At 61.4% G+C, this 18243-nt stretch carries 15 protein-coding genes; 6 read left to right on the forward strand and 9 right to left on the reverse strand.

Features of this window, described 5'->3' with window-relative positions:
- Positions 1-291: 291 nt before the first annotated feature.
- From gyrB to dnaA, 4 genes are read right to left on the reverse strand one after another with little or no spacing between them, the layout of a single operon-like run.
- Entirely contained in the window at positions 292-2712 is a 2421-nt protein-coding gene (gene gyrB / locus EBB56_RS12580) for a DNA topoisomerase (ATP-hydrolyzing) subunit B (RefSeq protein WP_045995091.1), read from the reverse strand.
- Positions 2709-3839: a DNA replication/repair protein RecF gene (gene recF / locus EBB56_RS12585; protein WP_045995090.1), complete on the reverse strand. Its 1131-nt coding sequence runs from the start codon at positions 3837-3839 to the stop codon at positions 2709-2711. The genes gyrB and recF overlap by 4 nt, the downstream gene beginning before the upstream one ends.
- Positions 3840-3867: 28 nt before the next feature.
- Positions 3868-4971 (reverse strand): DNA polymerase III subunit beta, encoded by a 1104-nt coding sequence (gene dnaN / locus EBB56_RS12590; RefSeq protein WP_045995089.1) that lies wholly within the window; start codon positions 4969-4971, stop codon positions 3868-3870.
- Between the two features lie 60 nt (positions 4972-5031).
- Entirely contained in the window at positions 5032-6507 is a 1476-nt protein-coding gene (gene dnaA, locus EBB56_RS12595; protein ID WP_045995088.1) for a chromosomal replication initiator protein DnaA, read from the reverse strand.
- A gap of 601 nt (positions 6508-7108) precedes the next feature.
- Here dnaA and rpmH point away from each other — a divergent pair.
- The 5 genes from rpmH (at position 7109) to EBB56_RS12620 (ending at position 11943) form a co-directional block, all read left to right on the forward strand.
- Positions 7109-7243, forward strand: a complete 135-nt coding sequence (gene rpmH, locus EBB56_RS12600; protein ID WP_008959105.1) for a 50S ribosomal protein L34 — start codon at positions 7109-7111, stop codon at positions 7241-7243.
- Between the two features lie 13 nt (positions 7244-7256).
- Positions 7257-7706: a ribonuclease P protein component gene (rnpA, locus tag EBB56_RS12605; protein ID WP_083970680.1), complete on the forward strand. Its 450-nt coding sequence runs from the start codon at positions 7257-7259 to the stop codon at positions 7704-7706.
- A 199-nt stretch (positions 7707-7905) separates the two neighbouring features.
- On the forward strand, positions 7906-9585 hold the full coding sequence (yidC, locus tag EBB56_RS12610) for a membrane protein insertase YidC (RefSeq protein ID WP_108131947.1): 1680 nt from the start codon (positions 7906-7908) through the stop codon (positions 9583-9585).
- Between the two features lie 153 nt (positions 9586-9738).
- The gene (mnmE, locus tag EBB56_RS12615; RefSeq protein WP_108449589.1) at positions 9739-11109 is read left to right on the forward strand and encodes a tRNA uridine-5-carboxymethylaminomethyl(34) synthesis GTPase MnmE; all 1371 of its coding nucleotides are present in this window, start codon (positions 9739-9741) and stop codon (positions 11107-11109) included.
- Positions 11110-11370: 261 nt separating this feature from the next.
- Positions 11371-11943, forward strand: coding sequence for a YceI family protein (locus EBB56_RS12620; RefSeq protein ID WP_124804526.1), 573 nt, complete (start codon positions 11371-11373; stop codon positions 11941-11943).
- Between the two features lie 38 nt (positions 11944-11981).
- On the opposite strand, the gene EBB56_RS12625 is transcribed toward EBB56_RS12620, so the two are convergent.
- The 4 genes from EBB56_RS12625 to rdgB form a co-directional block, all read right to left on the reverse strand.
- Positions 11982-12857 carry a 23S rRNA (adenine(2030)-N(6))-methyltransferase RlmJ gene (locus tag EBB56_RS12625; RefSeq protein WP_108131950.1) on the reverse strand — a complete coding sequence of 292 codons (876 nt, stop codon included), beginning with the start codon at positions 12855-12857 and terminating at the stop codon, positions 11982-11984.
- Positions 12858-13341: 484 nt separating this feature from the next.
- On the reverse strand, positions 13342-14016 hold the full coding sequence (locus EBB56_RS12630; protein ID WP_124804527.1) for an OmpA family protein: 675 nt from the start codon (positions 14014-14016) through the stop codon (positions 13342-13344).
- A gap of 38 nt (positions 14017-14054) precedes the next feature.
- A complete protein-coding gene (gene hemW, locus EBB56_RS12635) occupies positions 14055-15224 on the reverse strand; it encodes a radical SAM family heme chaperone HemW (protein ID WP_124804528.1) in 1170 nt (389 codons plus the stop codon).
- Positions 15224-15835: an RdgB/HAM1 family non-canonical purine NTP pyrophosphatase gene (gene rdgB, locus EBB56_RS12640; protein WP_045992730.1), complete on the reverse strand. Its 612-nt coding sequence runs from the start codon at positions 15833-15835 to the stop codon at positions 15224-15226. The genes hemW and rdgB overlap by 1 nt, the downstream gene beginning before the upstream one ends.
- Positions 15836-16163: 328 nt before the next feature.
- On the opposite strand from rdgB, the gene EBB56_RS12645 reads away from it, so the two are divergent.
- Positions 16164-16835, forward strand: coding sequence for a LuxR C-terminal-related transcriptional regulator (locus tag EBB56_RS12645; protein ID WP_045992729.1), 672 nt, complete (start codon positions 16164-16166; stop codon positions 16833-16835).
- Between the two features lie 160 nt (positions 16836-16995).
- Here the strand turns inward: EBB56_RS12645 and EBB56_RS12650 are convergent, their stop codons facing one another.
- The gene (locus EBB56_RS12650; RefSeq protein WP_045992728.1) at positions 16996-18237 is read right to left on the reverse strand and encodes a bifunctional aminoglycoside phosphotransferase/ATP-binding protein; all 1242 of its coding nucleotides are present in this window, start codon (positions 18235-18237) and stop codon (positions 16996-16998) included.
- Positions 18238-18243 lie beyond the last annotated feature (6 nt).

Here is an 18243-nt window from a genome sequence, read left to right on the forward strand (position 1 = left end):
CACTCACCGCGTTCGCCAGCAGAATCGGACTACCCCAGCGTATGGCGTGTTGTCAGATCTGCCTTTGCACATTCGCGATACACCCTCGCCGGATGGCAATAGAAGCCTGGTGCACCCCGCCCTCTCATAGCGGGCCTTTCAAGAAACCAGTCCCCCAGCCATCCAACCATCCGGCCGCTGGCAAATCACTGATATTAAAAAAGAAAAAACCCCGATCATGAAGATCGGGGTTCTGTTGTGAGATGTTTCACGTGAAACATCGAGGCCATGGGCCTGGGTCTTCCTTCTGCACTAGATGTCCAGATTGGCCACCAGAGCGTTGCGCTCGATAAAGTCACGACGCGGTTCGACTTCATCACCCATCAGGGTGTTGAACATCATGTCGGCGGCGACGGCATCTTCGATGGAAACCCGCAGCATACGACGCGTATTGGGATCCATGGTGGTTTCCCACAACTGCTCCGGGTTCATCTCGCCCAGGCCCTTGTAGCGCTGGATCGACAGACCACGCTGTGCCTCGTTCATCAGCCAATCCAGCGCCTCATAGAAGGTCTTGACCGGCTTCTTGCGCTCACCACGGGCGATATAGGCGCTCTCTTCCAGCAGCCCATCCAGCGTCTCACCGAGGCCAGCGATGGCGCGATAGTCGGCGCTGGTGAAGAAGTCCAGGCCCCAGACGTAGTCGGTGGTCACGCCATGGGCAATCAAGGTTACCGCCGGCAGGAAGAACCCGCGTTCATTGTCTTCCTGCAACGAGAAGGTGTAACGCGGTCCGCCCTCGTAGGCCACCAGATCGTCCATTTCCTTCTGCAGGAACTCGATCCAGTTCTGCATGGTGCCGCGATCACGAAGGCTGTTTTCGCCGTCAAGATGTGCCGCATGGACGATCTTGCGCAGCACCTCGCTGGGATAGACCCGCGACAGACGATCGATGCGCTTCATTACATCACGGTACTGGTTCACCAGAGTCTCAAGCTGAGCCCCGCTGATTCCTGGCGCATCTTCACTGACGCACAACCGCGCTCCGTCCAGGGCGGTGGTGGTCAGGTAGTCGATCATCGCCTGCTCATCCTTGAGGTAGAGCTCCTGCTTGCCACGCTTGATCTTGTACAGCGGCGGCTGGGCGATAAACACATGCCCGCGCTCGATCAACTCCGCCATCTGACGGAAGAAGAACGTCAACAGCAGGGTACGAATATGCGAACCGTCCACGTCAGCATCGGTCATGATGATGATCGAGTGATAGCGCAGCTTGTCCGGATTGAACTCCTCACGGCCAATGCCACAGCCCAGGGCAGTGATGAGCGTCCCGACTTCCGCAGACGACAGCATCTTGTCGAAGCGTGCCTTCTCGACGTTGAGGATCTTGCCCTTGAGCGGCAGGATAGCCTGGGTACGCCGGTCACGCCCCTGCTTGGCACTACCCCCGGCCGAGTCACCCTCGACCAGGTAGAGTTCGGACAGACCGGGGTCCTTTTCCTGACAGTCGGCCAGTTTGCCGGGCAGCCCTGCGATGTCCAGGGCACCCTTGCGGCGGGTCATATCACGCGCCTTGCGCGCCGCCTCGCGGGCCCTGGCAGCGTCCAGCATCTTGTTGACGATGGCCTTGGCTTCGTTGGGCTTCTCTACCAGATACTCCGAGAAAGACCGACCAAGTTCTTGTTCTACCGCAGTTTTTACCTCGGAAGAGACCAGCTTGTCCTTGGTCTGGGAGGAAAACTTCGGGTCCGGCACCTTGACCGAGATGATCGCGGTCAGGCCCTCACGGGCGTCGTCACCGGAGGTGTTCACCTTGGTCTTCTTCAGCAACCCTTCCGCTTCAATATAGTGATTGAGCGTACGAGTCAGTGAAGCGCGGAAACCGGCCAGGTGGGTACCGCCATCCCGCTGAGGGATGTTGTTGGTGTAGCAGAAGATGTTCTCGGCGAAGGTATCGTTCCACTGCATCGCCACCTCAACCGCCACGCCATCTTCCCGCTCCACATTGAAGTGGAAGACGGGGTTGAGAACGGTCTTGTTGGTGTTGAGGTGGTCGACGAAGGCCTTCAGGCCACCTTCATAGTGAAACAGCTCTTCCTTGCCGCTACGCTCGTCCAGCAGGCGGATAGCCACACCAGAATTCAGAAACGACAGCTCACGCAGACGCTTGGCCAGAATATCGTAGTGAAACTCGATATTGGCGAAGGTCTCGGGAGACGGACGGAAGTGCACCCGCGAACCGGTCTGCTCGGTCTGCCCCACCACAGCCAGCGGCGACTCGGGGACACCGTGACGATAGATCTGCTCGTGGACCTTGCCAGCACGCCAGATGGTCAGCTTGAGCTCTTCAGACAGCGCATTGACCACCGAGACACCGACGCCGTGCAGGCCGCCAGATACCTTGTAAGAGTTGTCATCGAACTTACCGCCCGCGTGCAACACCGTCATGATCACTTCGGCCGCCGATACGCCTTCCTCTTCATGAATATCGGTAGGAATGCCACGGCCATTGTCACTGACGGTGATCGACTCATCCGGATGGATGATCACCCTGATCTCGCTACAGTGGCCGGCCAGCGCTTCGTCGATGGAGTTGTCCACCAGCTCGAACACCATGTGATGCAGGCCGGTACCATCATCGGTATCGCCGATGTACATCCCGGGCCGCTTGCGTACGGCATCCAGGCCTTTCAGTACCTTGATGCTCGATGAGTCGTAAGCATGTTCGCTCATTGACCACTCCGTCGTGAAGTCTGTCTGTCTATGGCCTGCAGCTGGCCGAAGCCGTCAGCGTCTTGTTTCACGTGAAACATTGCCATCGGCGTATCGGGTTGCCACAGGTCGGCCAGTACCTCGTGATCCACGCTGGTGATGAAGGCCTGGCAGCGCATCCGCTCCAGCCACTGGCAAAAGATCCTTCGGTGGTTCTGGTCCAGTTCGGCGGGCAGATCGTCGATCAAGTAGAGACAGGTCCTGCCTGTCATCTTCTCGAGTAACCGTCCCTGGGCAAGCTTCAGTGCGCTCACGACGAGTTTCTGTTGTCCTCGTGAAAGCACTTCGACCGCTGGTCGTTTGCCGAGTCGAATCGCCAGATCCGCTCGCTGGGGCCCCTGCTGGGTAAACCCCATCTGACGATCGGTGTCGCGTCCCTGCTCGAGCACCTCGGCCAGATCTCGCTGTCGATCCCAGCCACGGCTATAGCGCAGCGTCAGTGATGGCAGTGAAATCAGCCCTTCCAGCGTTTCCTCGAATACCGGGATAAAGGTATCGATCCATTCCCTGCGCAGGATGTCCATGCGCTCGCCCGAAAGCGCCAGCTCATGCTCCCACACTGACAGGGATTGAGGCTCCATTCTACCATGCCTGAGCAGGGCATTCCGATGTTTCAGGGCGCGACGGAAACGCTGCCAGGCCTGCAGGAAGTCATGTTTCACGTGAAACACTCCCCAATCCAGGAACTCCCTCCTGCCGGCGGGAGATCCCTCCAGCAGGCGGAAGGCGTCGGGGTTGATCAACTGCAGGGGCAGGGTCTCCACCAGACGAGATACCCTGTCGAGTCGCTCACCGCCAATGCGCAGCGTCAATTCGCGCTCCTGACGCAGGCGGCGCAAACCGATCGATACAGGGGGATCACCGGCAAGGCGGCCATGCAGGACAAGGGCGTCAGCATCGTGGTGGAGTACCTGGGATAGCCGACGTGCCCGAAAGGACCGCCCCATGCCCAGCAGGTGGATACCTTCGAGCAGGCTGGTCTTGCCGCTGCCATTGCTTCCAGTGATCAGGTTGATCCCAGAAGATGGAGAAATATCAAAGGCCTGCAAGTTTCGCAGGCCTTGAAACATCAAGCGGTCTAGCGCCATGGAAAGGCCTTGCTGGCAACGAATACCGTCACAGGCGCATCGGCATCACGACATAGAGGGCATCGCCGCCACCGGGTTCTTCCATCAGCGCGCTGCTGTTGGGATCGCCCAGCGTCATCTGCACGCGATCCTCACCCACGGCGTTGAGCACATCGATCAGATAGCCGACGTTGAAGCCGATCTCCATGGCCGGCCCGCTGTATTCGATGGCGATGTTTTCCTCGGCCTCTTCCTGCTCCGGGTTGTTGGCCATCACCCTCAGGTTGCCCTCTTCCAGATTCAGCCGTACCCCACGGTACTTCTCGTTGGAGAGGATGGCGGTACGCGACAGCACCTGACGCAATTCCGAACGTTCGGCGATGAAGACCTTGTCGCCGCCCTTGGGCACGACCCGCTCGTAGTCCGGGAACTTGCCGTCCACCAGCTTGGAGGTGAAGGTGAAGTCCCCGGTGTGAGCACGGATATGGGTAGAGCCCAGGGTCAGGCTGACAGGCTCTTCGGAATCGTCGAGCAGCCGTACCAGTTCGAGTACACCCTTGCGCGGAACGATCAGCTTCTGGGCCGACTCAATGTTGATCTCCACGGGGCGAGAGCTGACCGCCAGGCGGTGGCCGTCGGTAGCCACGGTGCGGACCAGGTTCGGGGCGAACTCCAGCAGCAGGCCATTCAGATAGTAGCGAACGTCCTGCTGCGCCATGGCGAACGAGGTGGCGTCGATCAGCTGCTTGAGGGTCCCCCGCGGCAACGCCAGTTCGACACTGCTCTGACCATCTTCAATATTCGGAAACTCGGCGACCGGAAGCGTGGACAGGGTAAAGCGTGAACGGCCACTGCGCAGCACGGCCCGCCCGTCCTCGATGGACAGCTCCAGCTCGGACTGGTCTGGCAAGGACTTGCAGATGTCCATCAGCTTGCGCGCGGGCACCGTGATGGCACCAGGCTCATCCACCTGGCTGGCCACGGTGCGGCCGACCAGTTCGACTTCCAGGTCGGTGCCGGTCAAGGCGACCTCGTCCTGTTCGACCTGGATCAGCACGTTGGAGAGCACCGGTAACGTCTGACGGCGCTCGACCACACCGGCCACCAGCGTCAGCGGGCGCAGCAGCGCTTCGCGGGAGATGGAAAATTTCATGTCGGCTCCACTTCTTGTCCGGGAGAGTGAGACGGTCACGCGGTTGATGACGTAGAGACGTTAACTGGTCAAAAGCCGCAACAGATTCTTGTAGTCTTCACGAATATCGGCGCTTTCTTCCTGCAGCGCCTGCACCTTGCGACAGGCATGTAGCACGGTGGTGTGGTCTCGGCCGCCGAAGGCGTCGCCGATTTCCGGAAGACTGTGATTGGTCAGTTCCTTGGCCAGGGCCATGGCGACCTGTCGCGGGCGCGCCACGGAGCGTGAACGCCGCTTGGACAGCAGGTCCGCCAGCTTGATCTTGTAGTACTCCGCCACGGTACGCTGGATGTTGTCCACGCCTACCTGCTTGTCCTGCAGAGCGAGCAGATCCTTGAGCGATTCGCGGATGAAGTCCTGGGTGATCGACTTGCCCATGAAGTGGGAATCGGCGATGACCTTCTTCAGCGCCCCTTCCAGTTCACGCACGTTGGAGCGAATCTTCTGGGCAATGAAGAAAGCCGCATCATGGGGTAGATCCACCTTGGCCTGGTCGGCCTTCTTCATCAGGATCGCCACCCGAGTCTCGAGCTCAGGCGGCTCTATCGCCACCGTCAGCCCCCAGCCAAAACGGGACTTGAGGCGCTCCTCGACGCCGCTAATTTCCTTCGGGTAGCGATCCGAGGTCAGGATCATCTGCTGGCCACCCTCAAGCAAGGCATTGAAGGTGTGGAAGAACTCCTCCTGGGAGCGCTCCTTGCCGGCGAAGAACTGGATGTCATCGATCAACAGCGCGTCGACGCTGCGATAGAAGCGCTTGAAGTCATTGATGGCGTTGAGCTGAAGGGCCTTGACCATATCGGCGACGAAGCGCTCCGAGTGAAGATACACCACCCGAGCGTTCTCGCGACGCCCCGCCAGGGCATTGCCCACCGCATGCATCAGGTGGGTCTTACCGAGGCCGACGCCACCATACAGAAACAGCGGGTTGTAGGCTCCCCCAGGGTTCTCCGACACCTGGCGGGATGCCGCCCTGGCAAGCTGGTTGGACTTGCCCTCGACAAACGTCTCGAAGGTGAAGTTGGGATTCAGGCCACTGGAGTGCTTGAGACTGCCCTCGACCTGTACCTGGCGCTCACCACCGGGTGGACGCGTGACCGGCGCCTCACCGCCTTCGTCGCGCAGGCGGTCGACCTCGCGCTCATCCCCCACATCGCCGCGGGAGCTGGTGTGCACGGCCGCCGAGCGGGCCGGAGCGGCGGAGACAGGATCGCCGAGTTCGCGAGTCTGGGGTGGGGCCGGCGCAGCACGACGACTGCCCACCGTCAGCATCACCTTGGGCGGCTTGGCCGGCGCCAACTCCCGCATCAGTTCACTGATACGCTTGGCGTACTTGTCACTGACCCAATCGCGCACAAAGCGGTTGGGTGCCAGCAGCCTGAGCTGATTGGACTCCCCTTCTTCCGCCTGCAGAGGGCGAATCCAGGTGTTGAACTGCTGCGAGCTCAGTTCATCCTGAAGGGTTTGTAGACACTGTTGCCAGAGAGCGAGCGACACGCGAGCTACCTTGGTTGAAGAACGACCGCACATTGTAGCCTTGTCACCACGAGTTATCCACACGAGAACGGCACCGAAACCTAGCTGTGGAAAACCCTTGTACGCCGTTCGGAGTTGTGCTGGAACAACTTGCTGGCGAACGAGTCCCTGTGGACAATCTCATCATTGATCCACCGGAACCACACCGCTCCTCCCCGCGGTCTCAACGTTTTCTCCACACTTTTATATGCAACGCAACATGTTGAAATTTCATACGTGAACACGCTTATCCACAAAAACTATCCCCAGTAGTAATAACAACATCAGTCAAGAACTTCTCTTTATTGTTATGTAGGCAGTGGGTCATGTCGCGAGGCCGGTCCCGGCTGGCTTGTTCACCCGCCGGTTCGGCTCGAGCAAGAGTTATCCCCAACCGTCTGGGCAGGACTGGCAGGAGCGAACACCCTGAAACCTGCTTTCTGGCCCGCGAAAAGATTGCACCCAGGGCTTGAAATCACTAAAATATCCGGTCTTGAGCCGAATACCCCCGGGGGCCCGAGCGGATTCCGGGAGCCTCTGGATGTCTATCCGTTCCAAAAAACCACTGTGGGATTAACGAGTTATGAAGCGCACATTTCAACCGAGCGTTCTCAAGCGCAAGCGCGCGCACGGCTTCCGTGCTCGCATGGCCACCAAAAACGGCCGCGCCGTTCTGGCACGTCGCCGTGCCAAGGGCCGCAAGCGCCTGAGCGCCTAAGCGCAGGTCCTTCGTGGCCTGTCTGACCTTTCCCCGGCAATGCCGCTTGCTGACTGCCGGGGACTACCGCCAGGTGTTCGATGGGGCGGTCTACAAGGTTCACGGCAAGGGCCTGATGGCGTTGGCGATTCCCAATGACTTGGGACACCCTCGCCTGGGCCTGGTCTTCAGCAAGAAGAACGTACGCCGGGCCGTCGATCGCAATCGACTGAAACGACTGGCTCGTGAGTCCGTTCGGCATGCACAGCATCGACTTCCCGCCGTGGATATCGTCTTGCTGGCCAGGCGTGGCGTCAACGAGGTCGACAACGACACCGTGCTGCGCCAGCTGTTCGGCATGTGGCGTCGTCTCGAGCGCGAGGCCGAGAAGTCGACTCGTCCCTCGCGGACATCGACGACACCTCGCCACGCGAGTGACACCCGGGGTGACACTCGGTCACAGCCGAAGCAAAGCCGTAACTAGCAGCAAGAGGCTCTTCAATGCCGAACACACTTCGTCCGAGCATGAACGAGTCCCTCTTCCGGCCCCTTGACGTCACCTCTCGCGACGCGGAACGTTTCCGTACGAATACTGGCCTGCCTCCGGCAGGCTTTCGTGTATCTCATGTAGGCGTCTCGCGTGGCGCCATCGGCATGTTCACTTCCCTTCGGGCAGACCCTTCATGGACGTAAAACGACTACTCCTGCTGATCCCCCTGGCGGTGCTCGCCTACCTGATCATGGTGCAGTGGAACCAGGACTACGGTCAGCCGCCCAGCACCCCGGATGCTCCGGCGATCACCAGCAACGCGACCTCAAACGGTGCCGACGCCTCCACGTCGGAAGGCCTGGCGGCACCCAGCTCGGCCAATGATGTCGGCAGCGAGCTGCCCGGCAGCAGCGAGCCCGCTGCCAACAGTCGAGATCTCATTGCGGTCATCACCGACGTCCTCGACGTGCGTATCGACCCCCAGGGTGGCGACATCGTCTACGCCGCCCTCCCCCAGCATCTGATGAGCCAGGATGGGGATCGGCCCTACGTGCTGCTGTCCAACAACAGCACCCTGAGCTACGTCGCTCGCTCTGGACTGCAGCTTGACGGCAACAGCGGTCGTATCGCCTTCTCGCCCGAGAAGACCGAGTACCGCCTGGCCGACGGCCAGGACAGCCTGCAGGTGGACATGACCGCCACCGTCAATGGCATCGATATCGTCAAGCGCTTCACCTTCAGTCGTGACGACTACGCAGTCGACGTCAGCTACCTGCTTGCCAACGCTGGCGAGGAGCCGGTCAGCGCACGCTTCATCGGCCAACTGGCCCGCGACAACAACCCGGATCCGTCCACTGGCCCCAAGATGGGCATGCGCTCCTTCCTCGGCGCGGCGTACTCCTCACCGGAGAACCGCTACGAGAAGATCGACTTCGAGGACATCCAGGCAGGCAACTTCCAGAACCGCGAGGTCGAGGGCGGCTGGGTCGCGATCATCCAGCACTACTTCACCTCCGCCTGGGTACCGCCGCAGCAGCAGGACAACCTGTTCTACGCCGCCACCGACAGTCAGGACCGCAACGTTGCTGCCTTCGCCGGCCAGGCCCAGACCCTGGCACCGGGAGCCGACGCCACCCTGGGTGCCACCCTCTACATGGGCCCCAAGGTGCAGGAGCGGCTTGAGGCCGTGGCTCCGAACCTTGAGCTGACCGTTGACTTCGGCTGGCTGTGGTTCATCGCCAATCCGCTGTTCTGGCTGCTCGATCACATCCACGATCTGATCGGCAACTGGGGCTGGTCCATCGTCATCCTGACCATCATGGTCAAGGCTGCCCTGTGGCCGCTGTCTGCCAAGGCCTACAAGTCCATGGCACGCATGCGCAAGCTTGGCCCGGAAATGCAGCGTCTCAAGGAACGCTTCGGCGACGACCGCCAGAAGATGTCCCAGGAGATGATGAAGTTCTACCAGAAGGAAAAGATCAATCCGCTGGGCGGCTGTCTGCCGATCCTGATACAGATGCCGGTATTCATCGCGCTGTACTGGATGCTGCTGGAGTCCGTGGAACTGCGTCACGCGCCCTTCATGCTGTGGATCCAGGACCTGTCGGTGAAGGACCCCTACTTCGTCCTGCCGATCCTGATGGGCGCCTCCATGTTCGTTCAGCAGATGCTCAACCCGACGCCTCCGGACCCGATGCAGGCGAAGATCATGAAGATGCTGCCGATCGTCTTCACCTTCTTCTTCCTGTGGTTCCCGGCCGGTCTGGTCATCTACTGGGTGTGCAACAACTGCATCTCGATCATTCAGCAGTACGTGATCACCCGCAAGATCGAGGAAGACCCCAGCGTCGGCAAGGGCATGAACACCAAGTAAGTCCTCATGCATGACGCTTCCAGACCCCCGCTTCGGCGGGGGTCTGGCGTTTCAGGGCCCGCACCTCTGGCCACAGCCGTTGGCCACACCAGCCGGACTGGCAAAGCCAGGCGCTGCGCCTGACAATACGCCCGATCATCAAGGAGTCTGACCATGACCACGCCTCTCTACACCCAGGACAGCATCTGCGCCCTCGCCACGCCGCCGGGTCGGGGCGGCGTCGGCATCATACGCGTCTCGGGGCCCGCCTGTGGCGCGATTGCCAGCGCCATGCTGGGCCAGGTACCGGACGCGCGCCAGGCCTTCTACGGACCGTTCAGGGGCGATAACGGGGTAATCGACGAAGGCATCGCGCTGTTTTTCGAAGGGCCACACTCCTTCACCGGCGAAGACGTGCTGGAACTTCAGGGTCACGGCGGCCCGGTGATCATGGACATGCTGCTCGAGCGCTGTGTGGCGCTGGGGGCACGGCTGGCCCGCCCGGGTGAGTTCTCCGAGCGCGCCTTTCTCAATGACAAGCTCGACCTGGCTCAGGCCGAGGCCATCGCCGACCTGATCGACGCCAGCTCGCGTGGCGCCGCCGAAAATGCCTTGCGTTCCTTGCAGGGCGAGTTCTCCACCCGCGTGCAGTCGCTGGTCCAGGGCCTGATCGAGCTGCGCATGTACGTCGAGGCGGCCATCGACTTCCCCGAGGAGGAGATCGACTTCCTCGCCGATGGCCATGTCGCGGCCAAGCTTGGCGCGCTCATGACGGAGCTCGCCGAGGTGCGTCGCAGTGCCGGCCAGGGCGCACTGATGCGCGAGGGCATGAGCGTGGTCATCGCCGGACGGCCCAATGCCGGCAAGTCGAGCCTGCTCAATGCACTGACCGAACAGGACACCGCCATCGTCACCGATATCGAGGGCACCACCCGGGACGTGTTGCGAGAACATATCCATCTGGACGGCATGCCGCTGCACATCATCGACACCGCCGGCCTGCGCGATACCCCCGACGCGGTGGAAAAGATCGGCGTGGCCCGCGCCTGGAGCGAAATCGAGAAGGCCGACCGGGTCCTGCTGCTGGTGGACGCCACCACCACCGAGGCCACCGACCCCATGGCCATCTGGCCGGAATTCGTCGAGCGCCTGCCGGACGCCTCACGCTTGACCCTGGTGCGCAACAAGGTGGACCAGAGCGGTGAAGCACCGGGACTCGATTTATCCACAACACCTCCTACGCTGAGGCTCTCCGCCAGATCACGCCAGGGTGTGGATAACCTCAAGTCTCACCTCAAGGAGATCATGGGCTTTCAGTCCACCACCGAAGGCCGCTTCTCGGCTCGGCGTCGTCACCTGGACGCCCTTGACCGCGCTCGCGAGGCCCTCGACAACGGCCATGCACAACTCGAAGGCTATGGCGCGGGCGAGCTGCTGGCCGAGGACCTGCGTGATGCCCAGCAGGCGCTGGGGGAGATCACCGGCGAGTTCAGCGCCGACGATCTGTTGGGTGAGATCTTCGGCAGCTTCTGTATCGGCAAGTGAATGCCTGAAAATGCACAAAAGCCTTTAAAGTAGACGCTCTACCGATAGCGAGTACTTACCCACGTTCATGCGCCAGCGATCGCCTCGCCTTCCCTTCGGTGACGGCGAAGCCACGCCTGGCGCCGACATAGGGCGCCTGAGGCGTCCGCCATCACTGGTGCCAGGCATCCGCCCCCGGGCCGGCCGCACCGAGGGCTCGTCCAGGGCATCTGTCATACCCGCTACACTGTGGGCAGTGCCCCCTTGCCCACAGGAGTCCCCATGAAAGCTCTTCCCCTGGTTGTCGCAATGGCGCTAGGCAGCGTCTCGCTTTCCGCCCTGGCGGACTGGCAGCTGTCCGGTGACGATTCACGCCTGTGGTTCGGCTCGGTGAAAAACCAGAGCATAGGTGAGACCCACCACCTGGACGGTCTGTCCGGCGGTATCGACGATAGCGGCAAGGTCACCATCGAGGTGGCCACAGAATCGCTGGACACGGGCATCGATATCCGTGATGAACGGATGCTCGAGCACCTGCTGGCCGCGGCCAGCTTCGCGATCTCGGCCCAGGTAGATACCTCCAGCTTCGATTCACTTGGCGTAGGCGAGACCCTGGCGACCAGTATCCCGGTCGATATCAGTCTCGGCTCGGCGTCGACCGAGCAGGAGGCCCAGGTACTGGTGGCAAGACTCGCCGACACACGCTGGCTGGTGGTATCGGATCAGCCGGTATGGCTAAGCGCAGAATCGCTGGGCTTCGAGGACGGCATCGCCGCCTTGCAGGAAATCGCTGGCCTCTCATCCATCGACCGAACCTCACCGGTGGGCTTTCGCTTGATGTTCGAGGCACCATGACCCGATTGGCGTCTGGCCAGATCACCGACGACCAGGCGCTACTCCTCGACCCACCAGCGCTGGTCGTGGCGCGCTGCGTCACCGAGCAGCGGCAGCCAGTCAGCGATGGCGGCCTGCATGCTGTCGCTGACACCCCAGGGCGGGTTGGCCACCAGCATCCCGCTGCCGTACATGCCGTGACTCGCCCCACCCGGGGGGTGCAGGATCACCTCGCTGCGCCATAGCTTGCGCACGCCGCTGGCTCTCAGCCTGTCCAACAGCTCCTGGTGGCGCCCGGCGGGCAGCAGTGGATACCACAGCAGCAGCACCGCGTGTCGGACCTTGCCGAGGGCATGAATCATGGTTTCGGCGACCTCCTGGTACTCCGACTTGCGCTCGAAACTCGGGTCGACCAGCACGCACAGCCGCGGTGTCTTTACCGGGAGCAGTGACCTGAGCCCGGCCAGGCCATCGCCATGCACGCGTCGAATATTCGCCTGCTGCCCTTCGCCTGCCAGTGACTGCCGGGCCAGGTGGCCGTGCTCACCCGGGTGCAACTCGAACAGGGTCAATCGGTCCTGATCACGCAGCCGATGACCCAGCCACCAGGGCGAGCCCGGGTAGTGGGTCAATTGCTGTGGGCGCGGCTGAACGGAGTCGATCGCCTCAAGCCAGGTCGTCAGCAGTGGATTCTGCGCGCCCGCCTTGCCCGTCTCGGTGCGGCTGTCCCACAAGCGCTTGACGCCCGTCTGGTACTCCTTGAGCCGCGCGGTTTCTTCAGCCGCCAACGGATAGCTTCCTCGCCCGGCGTGAGTATCTATAAACGTAATGGCACTATCTTTACGTAATAGGTGATCGATCGTGGCGTAAAGCCACAAGTGTTTATGAACGTCGGCGAAATTGCCGGCATGATAGGCGTGCTGATAGGAAAGCATGGATGGTCTGACCTGGTCGTGGGGCGAAAATCGTTCGCCGAGTCGATGGCTTTACGATAACAGCAAGTAGGGGTCTGCGTGCAGACGTATGGACTCATGACAGACATTGGGCTTTATCCGAGTAGGTACGCTGTACCCCCACGAACCCGAGCCGTTGAATATCATTGAGCCGTCGCCAGTTATCGCTGTGACCAAGGTTGGGGCAGCAGCAGGGCTGGGAGAGACCAGGCCAGACAAGACCACGAGAAATCTAGCGAGTCCTGGAGATATCTAGCGAGTCCTGGAGATATCTAGCGAGTCCTGGAGAGACCGGGCAGGAATGAAGAGATAGGCAGGTATCGAAAAGGCCCGCGCCTCTGTCGAGAGGTGCGGGCCTTGCCGTTGCAGTCGCTGCAACGTCGCGACTTCAGCTACGGGCTATCGACGCAAGCGAGAGAAACCCACCGAGGTGGCGGGCCTCCCTCATACAGGCGGCCGAGTCGCCTTACCCCTGCTGGCCGGTCGGCGTCAGGGTAATCTCGACGCGACGGTTCTGGGCGCGACCTTCTTCGGTGTTGTTGCTGGCGATCGGCTGGTTTTCACCGTAGCCGCTCACGTACAGACGACCGGAGGCAACACCCTGCCCCTGGAGGTAGCTGCCCACCGACTGAGCACGACGCTCGGACAGACGCTGGTTGTAGCTGGCGTCGCCGGTAGAGTCGGTGTGGCCGGCGATATTGACGCGGGTTTCCGGATACTGGGTCAGCACGTTGGCCACGTCGTTGAGGGCACTGGTGGCACCGCCGGTCAGGTCGGCGGAATCGAAGCCGAAGGTCACGCTGCTCGGCATGTTGAGCACGATGTTGTCACCCTGGCGCTCCACGCCGATTCCGGTGCCCTGCATGCTCTGACGCAGTTGCTCTTCCTGGCGATCCATATAGACACCGATACCACCGCCCACGGCGGCACCCGCGGCGGCACCAATCAAGGCACGGTCACGCTTGCTGGTGCTACCGTCGCCACTGATGGCGCCGGCTGCGGCACCGACGGCGGCACCCACAGCGGCGCCAATGCCGGTGTTGTTGCGATCGGTCTGGCCAGTGTAAGGATCCGTTGTGGAGCAGCCAGCCAGAATCACGGCGGCTGCCAGCGGGGCGATCAGTCGAGTCTTGCGGCTCATGGCGTCAACGTCTCCTTCCATGTGGTACATCATCCCTTTCAGTCTTCGCTGAACAGGGTCAAAAGGTCGTTCAAGAATAATAGACCTTGCGCAGAAGCTTGAACCCTGGCGGCGTCTTGCACAATAAGTCCCTTTTCACGCGCCTTGTCGACCTTTGGCGACAACTCTGCCACAGAGCGTCCTGTGTGTGCACACCAGGTATCCAGCGATACCCCGTCGACCAGTCTCAGTGCGTTCATCGCGAATTCCAGCGCCACCTCGTCAGGCTTCACCCGTCGATGACCGGCCACGAAACCGCGTGGGTCCTGATGTCGCCGCAGGTAAGCCTCGGGCTGGCGAGTCTTCCAGCGACGCTCGATGTGGAAGCCCGACTCGCCCGGCTGGCTGATCTTGCCGTGGGCACCGGCGCCGATCCCCAGGTAGTCGCCGAAGCGCCAGTAGTTGAGGTTGTGACGCGCCCAACGTCCGGGCTTCGAGTAGGCCGAGATCTCATAGCGTTGAAACCCTGCCGCCTCGAGACGCTCGTGGCCCAGGTCCTGGATATCCCACAGCACCTCTTCTTCCGGTAGCCGCGGTGGCTTGGCATGAAACTCGGTATTGGGCTCCAGCGTCAGCTGATACCAGGACAGGTGTTCCGGCGCCAGCGTGATGGCCCGCTGCAGGTCGGCAAGCGCGAGCTCCGGGGTCTGCCCTGGCAAGCCATGCATCAAGTCCAGATTGAGATTGTCGAATCCGGCTCGTCGAGCCTCATCGAAGGCGCGCTCGGCGTCCTCGCCGCCATGGATACGACCCAGCGCCGAAAGCTGTTCGTCGTGAAAACTCTGCACGCCAAGCGACAGCCGGTTGATGCCGGCACGGCGATAGTCGGCAAAGCGGCCACGCTCCAGCGTTCCCGGGTTGGCTTCGAGGGTGATCTCTATATCCGAGGCGAAAGGCACCAGCTGGCTCGCCGTATCCAGCAATCGGCGATAGAAATCTCCAGACATCAGACTCGGTGTGCCGCCGCCGATGAAGATGCTGACCAGCTCGCGTCCGTCGGCAAGCCTGGCATCGCTGCGCAGGTCGTCGATCAAAGCCGCCAGATAGGCCTCTTCGGGGAGTTCAGCGCCGCGCCCGACACCGTGGGAATTGAAGTCACAGTAGGGACACTTGCGCACGCACCAGGGCACATGGACATACAGCGCCAGCGGCGGAAGACGAGACACCATCACGAACTCGACCGACGCTCGAGTTCGAGCAGCAGCGCCGAGAGGGCGCGACCGCGATGACTCAGTCGGTTCTTCTCCGCCGCGCCGAGTTCGGCGGCGCTGGCGCCCTGGTCCGGCAGCCAGAACAGTGGGTCATAGCCAAAGCCGCCCTCACCGCGCGGATGGGCCAGGATCTCGCCACGCCAGTCGGCCTGGACGATCAGTGGCACTGGATCCTCGGGATGCTCGAGCAGCACCAGCACGCACCAGTAGCTGGCACCACGACTCCCTTCGGGCACCTCGGCCATGGCCTCGAGCAACTTGTCGTTATTGCGACCGTCGTCCTTGGGTTCACCGGCAAAGCGGGCGGAATAGATACCGGGGCGACCATCGAGTGCATCCACGGCGAGCCCGGAGTCGTCGGCAAGCGCCGGCAGGCCGCTGATACGGCTGGCTTCCCTCGCCTTGAGCAGGGCATTTTCGACAAAGGTCAGTCCCGTTTCCTCGACCTCGGGAACGGCAAACTCCGACTGGGCGTGAACCTTGATGCCCAGTGGCGCCAGCAGCGCGCCCAGTTCCTTGAGCTTGCCGGCGTTTCCACTGGCCAGCACCAGTTCGGTAAGTTGACTCATGGCGTCGCTCTTGATGGGTAGTTCGATAGAAGACACGTCGGCACTATGCCGGCATGTTTGCCTATACTCTATCATGCGCGGTTTGAATGCCGTTTAAGCACAAAGTTGGAAAAAAGATTCAAAAAATACCGGGAAACTGTCTGAAAATTCGCTATTTTCTAGGACCAAGGTATGAAATTTTTCGGTACAACCGTGTATCAAGCCTAACTTTACTGTGCAGTAGTTACAGAACCTTACAAAATGAATGAAATAGGCCCATAATGGTCACCACTTACTAGTCATACCCATCCCTGTCAGCAGGCGTCTGCGGGTGCACGGAGACACGACGATGAGCAACAACACAGGACAGATAGTGCTGGTGACTGACCACAACCCTCAGTCACTGCTCTTCATCAACTATATCAAGGACCAATTCCACTGCCCTGTCTCCATCGCCGCCCCCGCCGACACCATCGAAATCGATGACAGTCAGCAGGTGCTGGTACTGATGGACGCCGACCACGTCGACGACGCCGCCATGCAGCATTGGCAGGACGTCAGTGCACGCCACAGCGGCCTGTTGCTCACCGCCTTCAACCTGCGTGACGAAGAACATGCGCTGGAGGTGCTGTCCTTCATGCATCTGCGAGGGGTCTTCTATCGTCAGGACAGCCTCGACAGTATCTGCAAGGGCATCGCCAAGCTGTTCGAGACCGACGATCTATGGATGTCGCGCTCACTGATGACTCGCCTGATCGAGTTCTCCCGCCGCCAGCAGCTCAATGCCTATCGACCGGCCTGTGGCCTGACCCAGCGCGAGATGGAGATCATCGGCCTGCTGGGCTCCGGCGCCTCCAACATGGAAATTGCCGAACGCCTGTGCGTCAGCGAACACACCGTAAAGTCTCACCTGTACAACGTGTTCAAGAAGATTCGCGTCAGCAATCGCCTGCAGGCGGTCAACTGGGCACGCCAGAATCTCGGCGCACCGCCACCTCGACGCTCCACTGCGACACGATAAGGCTCGACGACCGAGCCCTGGACCTACGGGGGCACGGATGCCTCTCGGCCGAGATCGAGCAATGGAATGAAGCGACTGCATCGACAACACAGGTGCAGCCAACAAGGACGCCGGCATCGCCGGCGTCCTTGTTGGTGGAGAAAGATACCTGGCTGGTCTCTCACAGCACGCGTATGTGCTCTTCGATCAGGCTGGCCAAGGTCTCCGCCGCGTTGTCGGCCGTGCTGTCCAGCCGCACCAGGTGCAGGCGTTCCTCGTCGGTGAAGTCTTCGAAGGCGTCCTGCTGTGCCGCCAGCACCGCCAGGCTCAACGATTCGTCTCGCTCATTGCGCACCGCGCGTTTGCTGATGCGACGTCTTAGCGTCTCGTCGTCGGCCTCGAAGCTTACCAGCAGCACCGGCAGTCCCCGGGCCTCGGCCTGCCAGCGCAACAGCTCGCGCTGCTTGCGCTCGAGGAAGGTGCCGTCGACACAGACCATGTAACCGGCGTCCAGCAGAATCCCGGCGCAGGCGGCCAGGCGCTGGTAGGTCTTGTCGGTGGCCTCGCGGGTATAGATATCCACAGGCAGATCGTCACTACCCTGTTGTGGATTGAATCCATGCAGCACCAGGCGCTGAACATCGGAGCTCAGTCGCACCGCCCCCTGGCGTCCCACCAGGGTACGGGTGAAGCGGCTCTTGCCGCTGCCCGACACCCCGACGCCGATCACCAGCGGCGGAAAGCGGAACTCCGCGTGGCGCTCCGCCAGGGTCAGGTAGCGGCGGAAACTGTTCATGGTCTCGGCCATCAGCGACGGACGCTCCTGGCCGCTCACCTGGCGACGCTGCAGCGCACGGCGCATGCCCGCCATGGACTCGATGACCTGCAACAGTGACAGGATCCGTGCCAGCTCGTAGTCGCCACTGCGACGTAGATAGCCATCCAGAGCCTGATGGGAGAGCGTCATCTCGCCACGCAGTTCGAGTTCCACCCTGAGACTCGCCAGGTCATGGCCGGGATCTGCCATCTCGGGATAGTCGAAGGGCTTGGGATCTTGGGCGGCACTCTGGGCGACTACCAGACGCCCGTTGTCACACAGACGTACATCGGAGTACTCCATGTACCAACGGCTGGGACGCAGGCGATCCTTGCGCACCTCGATGATCGGAGCGAGACGATCGAATTCCTGATCCAGCCACACCTTGAGGGCGTCCAGGCGCTCGACGTCCTCGTCCCCGGTCAGCAGGGATCGACAGGCCGAGAACTCGGCCTCGCTGCGGTGCTTGAGCACCGTCAGCGGTTCCGGCAAATCGCTCTCCGGCGGCAACGGCTCGGCGTGAAACTCGGCCAGCGCGTCCAGCAGTTCTTCCAGGGTAAATGGCTCCAGCGCGGTGTCCGGCGAAGCGGCGTCATTGCCAGTCATGGTCGG

The organism is Halomonas sp. YLB-10, assembly GCF_003856855.1.
GTDB classification, from domain to species: domain Bacteria; phylum Pseudomonadota; class Gammaproteobacteria; order Pseudomonadales; family Halomonadaceae; genus Halomonas; species Halomonas litopenaei.

Coding starts and splice junctions, on each gene's coding strand:
- EBB56_RS12630 (WP_124804527.1), bottom strand. CDS start 14,016: ATGAGCCGCAAGACTCGACTGATCGCCCCGCTGGCAGCCGCCGTGATT.
- EBB56_RS12650 (WP_045992728.1), bottom strand. CDS start 18,237: ATGACTGGCAATGACGCCGCTTCGCCGGACACCGCGCTGGAGCCATTT.
- mnmE (WP_108449589.1), top strand. CDS start 9,739: ATGACCACGCCTCTCTACACCCAGGACAGCATCTGCGCCCTCGCCACG.
- EBB56_RS12625 (WP_108131950.1), bottom strand. CDS start 12,857: ATGCTTTCCTATCAGCACGCCTATCATGCCGGCAATTTCGCCGACGTT.
- dnaN (WP_045995089.1), bottom strand. CDS start 4,971: ATGAAATTTTCCATCTCCCGCGAAGCGCTGCTGCGCCCGCTGACGCTG.
- EBB56_RS12645 (WP_045992729.1), top strand. CDS start 16,164: ATGAGCAACAACACAGGACAGATAGTGCTGGTGACTGACCACAACCCT.
- rpmH (WP_008959105.1), top strand. CDS start 7,109: ATGAAGCGCACATTTCAACCGAGCGTTCTCAAGCGCAAGCGCGCGCAC.
- EBB56_RS12620 (WP_124804526.1), top strand. CDS start 11,371: ATGAAAGCTCTTCCCCTGGTTGTCGCAATGGCGCTAGGCAGCGTCTCG.
- yidC (WP_108131947.1), top strand. CDS start 7,906: ATGGACGTAAAACGACTACTCCTGCTGATCCCCCTGGCGGTGCTCGCC.
- rdgB (WP_045992730.1), bottom strand. CDS start 15,835: ATGAGTCAACTTACCGAACTGGTGCTGGCCAGTGGAAACGCCGGCAAG.
- recF (WP_045995090.1), bottom strand. CDS start 3,839: ATGGCGCTAGACCGCTTGATGTTTCAAGGCCTGCGAAACTTGCAGGCC.
- gyrB (WP_045995091.1), bottom strand. CDS start 2,712: ATGAGCGAACATGCTTACGACTCATCGAGCATCAAGGTACTGAAAGGC.
- hemW (WP_124804528.1), bottom strand. CDS start 15,224: ATGGTGTCTCGTCTTCCGCCGCTGGCGCTGTATGTCCATGTGCCCTGG.